Raw genomic sequence first — 9,373 nt, forward strand, 5'->3', positions numbered from 1 at the left:
AACCGGTCAAATCTTCTGCTGTTCAAATTATTACATCACTCATCCAATGTTTTTAGCAATAAAACACCTACTCAATTCGTCTTCTAAGGAGCTCAAAAATAGCGCATAACATTTAACCCCATTTATATTTTTTTGAGTTCTTCTTCCGGCCAGGTAAGTAGCTCCTTCAATAAATAAGTTTTGGGTGCTGTATCCGCTGTATCCTCCGCGAATTGCTTTAGAAATTCGGGGATATCACCTTCAACTTTAATTAACTCTCCATCCTGAAGAATGTCATAGCCAGCCGCAATCCATTCTTCAATTTTTTCCGTAGTGATTTGTAGTTTCTCCATATACTATATCGTACACTTATGCAACAATAAAAAATACTCCAATAACGGAATATCAATTTATAAAAAGCAGTTCCTTTAAAATTAGAACAACACTAAGCGATAAATCGTTGGCATGACTATAGTCCCTCACATCCGCGCAAACAGTAAGTCATTGAATGAATCGACAGTGACAAAAAATCAAAAAGTTTTTTATTACCTTAGATACATAAATCGAAATAAGAAAACAGCTTGTTTTTCATTAACTATATGATCACACATATGAAAATATATGCCTTTGTTTTAAGTGTAGGTTTACTTCCCGCTGTTGGCCTCTGTCAGAAAACCGTCACGCCGGGTAGTCGCGATATCAACACCAACTATATTAAACCAGAAAAATCGCTATACACTGTTTATTATGTCAAAGATAACACCTGGGATAAGCAAGGGTCATTGACCTACAACATTATCGCCGCTAATAATCAACTGACTTTAACCAATACCTATGTTCCAAAGGATAATGCATGGACTTCGATGCGAACCACTGTTGCCGATGCAAAAACGCTTCAACCGATTAGCTATTCCAGCGATGGAAAGGAAACGAAGTTAAACCTCAGCTTTGGCGAAACAATTACAGGTAATTATTATTCGAAGAAAACTAAAAAAGATAAAAAGATTACGTTGAATCCGACTCAGCCATTTATAGATTTTAACTGGATGGATCACGTGATTTTAACCCTCCCTTTAGATCTCGGTTATAAAGCGCGCATTCCACAATTCTACTACAATAGCAATTCGGACATTTTCGTTGAAGACTACACGATCAAGGAAGTAAAAAGCTACAGTTATGGTTCCCCAAAAACGGGTAAGCACGACAGTTGGCTAGTTACACTTTTAGAAGAGAGTACCGGTGCCATTTATAATTACGTAGTCGATAAGAAAGATCGACGGTTATGGCAACGTGAGATGTCCATGGGTAACGGAAAATGGGAAATTACAGTAAACGAAGAGCTGGACTATCAACCTATTAAAAATAGATTCAACAAAGAACAAGCTGCCCAGCAGATAGCCCAAGGGAATAGTGTCATCATCGGGACGGCTTACGCAAGGTCTAGCTCAGGAAAAAAACTTGGTGGTCTTGTCAATACCGCAAAAAAGCAGTATGCTCCCAAAGGTACAGAAATCACACTCTTCGCCAACTCTCCTTATTACGAAGAATGGCTGGAAGTCAATAAAAAGATACGAAAACAAAAGAAGGTTCAGGAAGTGCCATTAGACCCTGATTTCGGATATGCCGTTAAAAAAGCAAAAGTATACGACGATGAGGGCCATTTCGAATTTACAGATCTGATGCCTGGTAGTTACGTGATCATGGCAAGCTTCGATTTCACCAATTCTTACAACTATTCATACGTATCAGGTTATACCAATTATTATAATTATTGGGGCTATACAGGTTCCACCACAAATTATGGTACGGCAAGATCATCCTATGTCGATAAGGCTAATATCGAAAAACGTGTCACCATCGAAAAAGATGGCGAAAAGAAAGAAGTGAGTTTAAAGGAAATGTAACGTAAAAATGCCGTTAAAACAGCTGTTTTAACGGCATTTTCCAAGCACTCGTCCTATCCAAACTGTTTGATCTAACGTCCATGTAATCCTCAACGATAACGTGACCACTGTTGCGACCTCATGATTTTAATCGCTGCAATTAAGTGATCAAAATCCGATTATAATCGGTGGCAAAATACGTGATACTTCCATTGGAAGAGCGCTATTTATGTTTTTTCATAGTGCCTTTTTCACGGAGATGAATATGCCAGCTAAAAGCTTCTTCTAATAAATGCGGAGTATGTCCCCCCCTTTCACAAGCTCGGTTGTAGTAATCTAAAAGCTGTTCCTTATAATCAGGGTGTACGCAGTTATCAATAATAACTTTTGCACGTTCGCGAGGTGCTAAACCACGTAAATCGGCCAAACCAAAATCTGTTACTAAAATATCAACATCATGCTCGGTGTGATCTACATGGGAAACCATCGGAACAATATGAGATATCGCATCCCCCTTAGAGGCTGCCTGAGTGACAAAGATGCTCAAATAAGCATTTCGTGCAAAATCACCTGATCCTCCAATACCATTCATAATATTAGTACCCGAAGTATGGGTAGAATTTACATTTCCATAAATATCAAACTCAATGGCAGTATTGATCGCTATAATCCCCAAACGTTTGATCAATCCAGGAGTATTGGAGATATTTTGCGGACGCAACACAATTTTATCACGGTATCGATCCAAATGATCGAACACTCTTGAATAACATTCTTCCGAGACTGTTATTGAAGAAGCCGAAGCAAAATCAAGTTTCCCGGCATCGATGAGATCGAACGTACTATCCTGCAACACTTCGGAAAACATAGTTAAATTTCGAAACTTACTATGTATAAATCCCGTCAAAACAGCATTGGCAACTTTTCCAATACCCGCTTGAAGCGGCATTAAATTCTCTGACAAATGGCCAAGTTCCACTTCACTTTCAAAAAAGTTTAAAATATGCTTTGCTATGGCTGTTGTTTTGACATCTGGTTCAGCAATATCAGCAGGGCTATCCAATTCATTCGTAAAGACAATCCCCACCACCTTGCTTGTATCCAAAGGAATAGTTTTACGACCAATTTTATTTTCAGGAGCTACGATTGGAATAACATTACGTCGTGGATAATCTTCTGCCTGGTAAATATCGTGTATTCCCTTGATGCTCATCGGGATCGCTGTATTTACCTCTAAAATAACCTGCTTAGCCAAAGCAGCAAAAGTCGCTGAATTACCCACAGAAGTCGTTGGAACAATACTTCCGTCAGATTCAATTGCTGCAACTTCGAGTACAGCAATGTCTACTTGAGGTAAATTCTTATTGTGCAGCAATTCTGCTGTTTCGCTTAGATGTTGATCAATAAACAATACATCTCCAGCATTTATTTTATTACGTAGAATACGGTCTACCTGGAAAGGCATGCGCTTGGATAATGCTCCTGCCTCGGCCAATTTACCGTCAGTTCCATGCCCTAAAGAAGCCCCAGTGATCAAGGTTATTTTCAATGGATCCACCTTGGCGCGTTCAGCTAAAGCCGGTAATACAACCTTGCTATCTCCAGCCTTCGTAAAGCCACTCGATCCAACCACCATTCCATTTTGAAATAGTTTAGCGGCTTCTTCACCTGTAATTACTTTATCATGTAAGCTTTGAACTTTTATTCTTTCGTAAGCCATAGTGTTATAATTTTATTTTATTCAGTTATTGTAAACTTAAGAAATTGAAAGCTATTTATTATATTTTACCAATCTCTAAACCAAACAATTTTAGCATTTTTTCCAACGCTATATTTATTGTCATGTGACACAAAATTATCCAAATGCGACTAAGAAAACGCAATTGGCTACAGATCAAAAATATACAACAAATCATAGCAAAAAAATAGTTTACATCATCTAGATTCATAATTTATATCATACTGTAAATAAACAACTTACTTTAAATGCATCAAAATTAAAGTAAGTAAATACTAACTTTCCAACTAAAGAAAAGCCGCTTTATTGTAAGTATACACTCACCTTTACCAAGTAAAAAGTGTGGTCTAGTAAAAAAGTCTTACCTTTGTCACTTAGGATGATAGTTTAAGATGAATACACAAGATATAACGACAGATGCAAAATATGTCAACCGTTATTACATGACGGAAGTAGACTCATTTGAAGATAGCATTTATTGTCACCATGCTATTATAGCAGAGCATTATATTTCCGAGCATCGCCATGATAAGGATCAATTTCTATACACCGAAGGCGGTGTTGTTTTTATTAAAACAGAGAAAAAGTCTTATTTCTTACCAGCGCGTCATTATTTATGGATTCCAGCCGGTATAAAGCATAGTATTCATCCAAGTACTCCCGAGGTCGTTATGCGTAATTTGTACTTTCCAAAAGCCAATAATGATGCTCCATTTTACAGCAAGATGGGAATTTATCCCGTAAATGATCTTTTGATAGAGCTTATCATGTTCACTAACCGCTGGAACGGCAATATATTTCCAGTTGAAGAACCTAAATACAGCATTGCTACAGCATTTAAACTTATCCTTCCGGAGTTATCCCTACATGAACTTCCATTAGCGCTGCCCTATCCCAGTCACCAAAAATTAAAGGATATAGTCACTTACCTCGAAGAAAATATAACGGAAAATGTCAACTTCAAAAAGCTTGCTGGATTATTTAATATCAGCGAACGCACATTAGCCAGATTGTTTCAAAAAGAATTAAATATGTCTTTTATTCAGTATTACACAATTCTCAGAATGCTGACGGCACTTAAGCTGCTTTTGGACGAAAAATTGAGCGTAAATGAAGTTGCACTCAAAGTGGGGTACAATAGCTTACCCACATTTAGTAACACATTCAATAAGGTTGTCGGTATCCGTCCCAGTGAATATGTCAAACAAAAAGAATTGCTTATTTAAAAATGTTTACCTAATTTAGGTCAATAAACCTAATTCAGGATGAAATTCAAACATATCATTTATAGTACTGGAATTCTATTGCTTAGCACGAATCTATTTGCCAACTCTCAAGACAAGAAACCCAAACCCATTCAATTATTTAATGGGAAAGACTTAAAGAACTGGACCCCTAAAATTAGAAATCACAAAGTTGGGGATAATTATAAAAATACATTTCGCGTAGAAGACGGTTTACTTAAGGTGAGATATGATGGCTATGATAATTTCAATTTTCAGTATGGCCACCTGTTCTATAATAAAGAATTCTCTGCTTATCTATTACGTGTCACTTACAGATTTGTTGGTGAACAGGCTAATGGTGGCGAAGGCTGGGCCTGGCGTAATAGTGGGGCCATGTTACATGGACAAGATCCGAAAACCATGGGTGTAGATCAGGACTTCCCAATATCAATTGAAGGACAGCTGCTGGGCGGAAATGGCAAAGATGAACGGACCACAAGCAATCTATGCACTCCAGGTACAAACGTTGTTATGGACAACAAATTATTCACTCCACATTGCATCAGCTCAACATCCAAAACTTATGCCGGGGACCAATGGGTAACTGCGGATTTTTTGGTGCTGGGCGACTCTTTAGTACAGCATATTCTTGAAGATAAAGTAGTCTTACAGTATACTAAACCCCAAATTGGTGGCGGAAACGTAAGCGATTTTGACCCAAGTGTAAAAAAAGATGGTCAGCTATTGACTAAAGGTACCATTTCACTTCAAAGTGAAAGTCATCCGATTGACTTCAAAAAGGTAGAACTTTACGATTTAGAACCTTATATGAAAGATCCAAACAAATTGAAAAAGGTTATTGCCGAATTGCTGCCCAATTTGCACCAATAAGGTTTGCAAGAAAGGCTTAAACATAAAAAAGCATCGAATATCGATGCTTTTTTATTTACAATTCGCTTGGAAAGAGAAATCCAAAGTATATAACATAAAGAAAAGGGATACAGCGAGCTGTACCCCTCGATATCTATACAAAAAGCTTACGCTAAACTGTTAACAAATTTAGTTAACTTAGATTTGTTGTTTGAAGCTTTTTTCTTGTGGATCACATTTTTCTTTGCCAAACGATCAAGCATAGAAATTACGCGAGGTAACAATGTTTTTGCTTCTTCCGCAGAAGTAGTATGACGTAATTTTTTGATTGCGTTACGTGTAGTTTTTGCTTGGTAACGGTTTCTTAAACGTTTAGTAGCGTTTGCTCTAATTCTTTTGATCGCTGATTTATGATTTGCCATTTTTTTTAGCTAATTTTTATTCAATTTTTTCTTGTAATTCGGACTGCAAAAATAACACCTTATTTTCAATATTCAAAATCTATTTTATTTTTTAGGTTTAGTATATTTGCAGCATGCAAAAATTATCGATGGATGAACTTCAACGTACAGATGTTGAATCGTTTAAAAAACAAGAAAAAACTCCAATCGCAATCATTATGGACAATGTACGGAGCATGCATAATGTAGGCTCGGCCTTTCGTACAGCAGACGGATTTGCTATTGAAAAAATATACTTGTGTGGCATCACCGGAACACCTCCCCATCGCGAAATCGAAAAGACAGCCTTAGGAGCAACTCAATCGGTCGCTTGGGAATATCACCAGGATACGACAGCTGTCGTCGATCAGCTTCGGTCAGAAGGCTATGTCATTGTTGCCATTGAGCAAGCAGATAACAGTGTCATGCTACAGGAGTTTGAACCCGAAAATCATCAGAAATATGCATTGATTTTTGGAAATGAAGTCAATGGGGTTGATGAAGAGGTCATGAGAAAAATTGATACCTGTATCGAAATACCGCAATACGGAACTAAACACTCCTTCAATGTATCTGTCGCAATTGGCATTATTCTTTGGGATTTTATCCAAAAACGCAATTCCAATTAAAAATTTATCAATAAAGGTCACATTCCTATTCACATTGCTTCCATTTTAGAAAGCAAAATAGTAGATTTGTGTGCAAAATTTAAAGAAGAAATGAGTGTATTAGTTAATAAAGATTCAAAAGTAATCGTTCAAGGTTTCACTGGAAACGAAGGTACTTACCATGCTACTCAAATGATTGAGTACGGAACAAATGTAGTTGGTGGTGTTACTCCTGGTAAAGGTGGTCAACAACACTTAGACCGTCCTGTATTCAATACTGTTCAAGATGCAGTAGACGCTACAGGAGCTAATGTTTCTATTATCTTTGTACCTCCAGCATTTGCTGCAGATGCGATCATGGAAGCTGCGGCTGCAGGTATTGAAGTGATTGTTTGTATCACAGAAGGTATCCCGACAAAGGATATGATCCAAGTTAAATCTTATTTAAGCGACAAAAACTCTCGTTTAATCGGTCCTAACTGTCCAGGTATTATCACTGCAGACGAAGCTAAAATCGGTATCATGCCAGGATTTATCTTCAAAAAAGGTAATGTAGGTGTAGTTTCTAAGTCAGGAACTTTGACTTACGAAGCTGTAGATCAAACGGTGAAAGCGGGATTAGGAATTACAACTGCAATCGGAATTGGTGGCGACCCTATTATCGGTACTACAACAAAAGAAGCTGTTGAATTATTAATGAATGATCCTGAAACTGAAGCTATCATCATGATTGGTGAAATTGGTGGTGGAATGGAAGCTGAAGCTGCGCGTTGGATCAAAGAGCATGGTACTAAACCTGTTGTTGGATTTATCGCAGGGCAAACAGCGCCTCCAGGACGTCGTATGGGACACGCTGGTGCAATTGTAGGTGGCGCAGATGACACAGCTGCTGCAAAAATGAAAATTATGCGTGAGTGTGGCATTCGTGTTGTTGAGTCTCCAGCTGAAATCGGAAAAGCAATCGCTGAAGAATTGGCTAAATAATTAGCTGATAAAGTATATAAAGAAAGGGAATCAAAAATTTGATTCCCTTTTTTTATTCTTATTGGCGACGATACGCACTAAATCGGCATTGCATCATCTGCCGATGGTCCATATAAGCCCGGTACAGCAATATCCAACAATCGTAAATATACTGTTAACTGACCACGATGATGTACTATATGGTTATTAACAATAAAACGTATCGCTCCGGCTCGGGGTAAACGTGCAATGACATAATCTCCAGATTGTAAAACCCACTCTTTAAACCAGTCTTCCTCTTGAATACCTTCAATTGCGGCCTTATTATTTTCCAATCCTATTGTTAAGATCTCCTTTAATTCTTCTACAGAAGACACTTTAACAGGTTGATAATCCACCTTAAAATCAAATACATCTTTTGGTATTGCCTGATGTACCCAGTTGTGTAGTCCAACCACATGAGAAGCCAGTTCGCCCAAGCTCATTGATTTATCGTGCGGACGCCAATCCAATTTATCATCCGGTATACGCTCTAAAATACGTCTTGTGTTTTTGGTTTCTTGATGCAATTCGATCAAATAACTCTTTTTGATACTCATATAAATATTAATTGACTAATTGAAAATCCTTTAATACCGTTACTGCATAAGGAGCTTCCACTGCTTTATGTGCAGCAGCCCGCGCAATAGTTCCCTCCACATAGGTTACTTTGAGGGGTAAAAATGTATTACCCAACACACTTTCATGGAACAAAGACTCATACCAGGTACATGCCGCAATAAAACGTCCGTAATCTAAATTTAGATGATAACCATCGCGTGTAAAATGATCCCCCATAAAACTTGAGCGTGCATTTTGGATCGCTGTGCCACATGGGACTAATAGATCAAAATTCCCCCAGTTAAAGACCTCTCGCGAAGTATGGGCAATAGCCTTATACATATTATCCTGACTACGGTTATAACGGATAAAACCTTCGTGAGATGCCCCATTTTGATATGCCCAAGTCTGATGCAGTATATACTTCGTCTCAGGAAATGCAACATGCTTCGTTACGTACTCATATAAGGGGGGAAGATCTTTCGCATAGGACTCATAATCACCTGATAGCGGACTCGCTTGCTGAAAGCTGATATAATCCCAGGCTTCATCTATTAACGCGTCAGATAAGCGTTCATTTGCTTTCTCAGACATTTGGCCATCAATATTGATTTTGCGATAGCGGTAAGCAGGCTTATCATCTTTTGCATTCTTTACATGTAAACTTAAAGGAGCCCCACCAATATAGAGATTTCCGATCACTATCTTTTTCTTTCCTGCTTTCGCTAATTCATATAAATTTTGTTCAATAGCATCTTCGGAAAAGCTATTACCGATGGCCAAAATGCGTAATACGCCGTCGTCTAGAGATTTACTCTGCGCAATTAGTCGATCATGCTTTAGAAAGAACAAGACCAAAAAAACGAATATCGATATCTGTTTAATTTTCATCATAATAAAATGCAATAAGCACTAAATTAGCTAATATCTGGTAGAAATACGAATGATTGCACATAGAAAGTAGACTGTCACTGGGCCCGGAGCGCGTAAGAATGGGAACGGAGCATCGCCGATGGACCACAGCCCCATCTATGGCCACGAGGTGGTTAAACGAAAGAAGCCCTTG

Annotated in this window: 11 protein-coding genes; 5 read left to right on the forward strand and 6 right to left on the reverse strand. The window is 38.1% G+C overall.

Translation table 11 applies throughout. The features are described from left to right. Positions 1-122: 122 nt before the first annotated feature. Complete coding sequence (locus tag B3139_RS15045; protein ID WP_209576779.1) at positions 123-332, reverse strand: hypothetical protein; 210 nt, start codon at positions 330-332, stop codon at positions 123-125. A gap of 258 nt (positions 333-590) precedes the next feature. Here B3139_RS15045 and B3139_RS15050 point away from each other — a divergent pair, with 258 nt between their 5' ends. Beyond that, a complete protein-coding gene (locus B3139_RS15050) occupies positions 591-1,883 on the forward strand; it encodes a hypothetical protein (protein ID WP_293884425.1) in 1,293 nt (430 codons plus the stop codon). 202 nt (positions 1,884-2,085) lie between these two features. Here the strand turns inward: B3139_RS15050 and B3139_RS15055 are convergent, their stop codons facing one another. Further along, positions 2,086-3,582: a succinate CoA transferase gene (locus B3139_RS15055; protein ID WP_209576783.1), complete on the reverse strand. Its 1,497-nt coding sequence runs from the start codon at positions 3,580-3,582 to the stop codon at positions 2,086-2,088. Between the two features lie 410 nt (positions 3,583-3,992). Here B3139_RS15055 and B3139_RS15060 point away from each other — a divergent pair, with 410 nt between their 5' ends. Together B3139_RS15060 and B3139_RS15065 are read left to right on the forward strand one after the other, a co-directional pair. Continuing rightward, positions 3,993-4,826: a helix-turn-helix transcriptional regulator gene (locus B3139_RS15060; protein WP_293884426.1), complete on the forward strand. Its 834-nt coding sequence runs from the start codon at positions 3,993-3,995 to the stop codon at positions 4,824-4,826. 39 nt (positions 4,827-4,865) lie between these two features. Next, positions 4,866-5,717, forward strand: coding sequence for a 3-keto-disaccharide hydrolase (locus B3139_RS15065; protein WP_293884427.1), 852 nt, complete (start codon positions 4,866-4,868; stop codon positions 5,715-5,717). A gap of 146 nt (positions 5,718-5,863) precedes the next feature. Here B3139_RS15065 and rpsT read toward each other — a convergent pair whose 3' ends face one another. Further along, on the reverse strand, positions 5,864-6,118 hold the full coding sequence (gene rpsT, locus B3139_RS15070; protein WP_209576789.1) for a 30S ribosomal protein S20: 255 nt from the start codon (positions 6,116-6,118) through the stop codon (positions 5,864-5,866). A gap of 113 nt (positions 6,119-6,231) precedes the next feature. Between rpsT and B3139_RS15075 the strand changes: the two genes are divergently transcribed. Both B3139_RS15075 and sucD read left to right on the forward strand, forming a co-directional pair. Continuing rightward, positions 6,232-6,765: an RNA methyltransferase gene (locus tag B3139_RS15075; RefSeq protein ID WP_293884428.1), complete on the forward strand. Its 534-nt coding sequence runs from the start codon at positions 6,232-6,234 to the stop codon at positions 6,763-6,765. A 90-nt stretch (positions 6,766-6,855) separates the two neighbouring features. Then, on the forward strand, positions 6,856-7,728 hold the full coding sequence (gene sucD, locus B3139_RS15080) for a succinate--CoA ligase subunit alpha (protein WP_209576846.1): 873 nt from the start codon (positions 6,856-6,858) through the stop codon (positions 7,726-7,728). A 77-nt stretch (positions 7,729-7,805) separates the two neighbouring features. Here the strand turns inward: sucD and B3139_RS15085 are convergent, their stop codons facing one another. The 3 genes from B3139_RS15085 to B3139_RS15095 form a co-directional block, all read right to left on the reverse strand. Continuing rightward, positions 7,806-8,306: a DinB family protein gene (locus B3139_RS15085; RefSeq protein ID WP_293884429.1), complete on the reverse strand. Its 501-nt coding sequence runs from the start codon at positions 8,304-8,306 to the stop codon at positions 7,806-7,808. A 7-nt stretch (positions 8,307-8,313) separates the two neighbouring features. Then, a complete protein-coding gene (locus tag B3139_RS15090; RefSeq protein ID WP_293884430.1) occupies positions 8,314-9,201 on the reverse strand; it encodes a DUF4886 domain-containing protein in 888 nt (295 codons plus the stop codon). Continuing rightward, positions 9,188-9,373, reverse strand: a 186-nt coding sequence (locus B3139_RS15095; protein WP_293884431.1) for a hypothetical protein, incomplete at its 5' end; no start/stop codon positions are given. The genes B3139_RS15095 and B3139_RS15090, both read right to left, overlap by 14 nt.

It is taken from the genome of Sphingobacterium sp. UBA1498, from assembly GCF_002325125.1.
Taxonomy (GTDB): domain Bacteria; phylum Bacteroidota; class Bacteroidia; order Sphingobacteriales; family Sphingobacteriaceae; genus Sphingobacterium.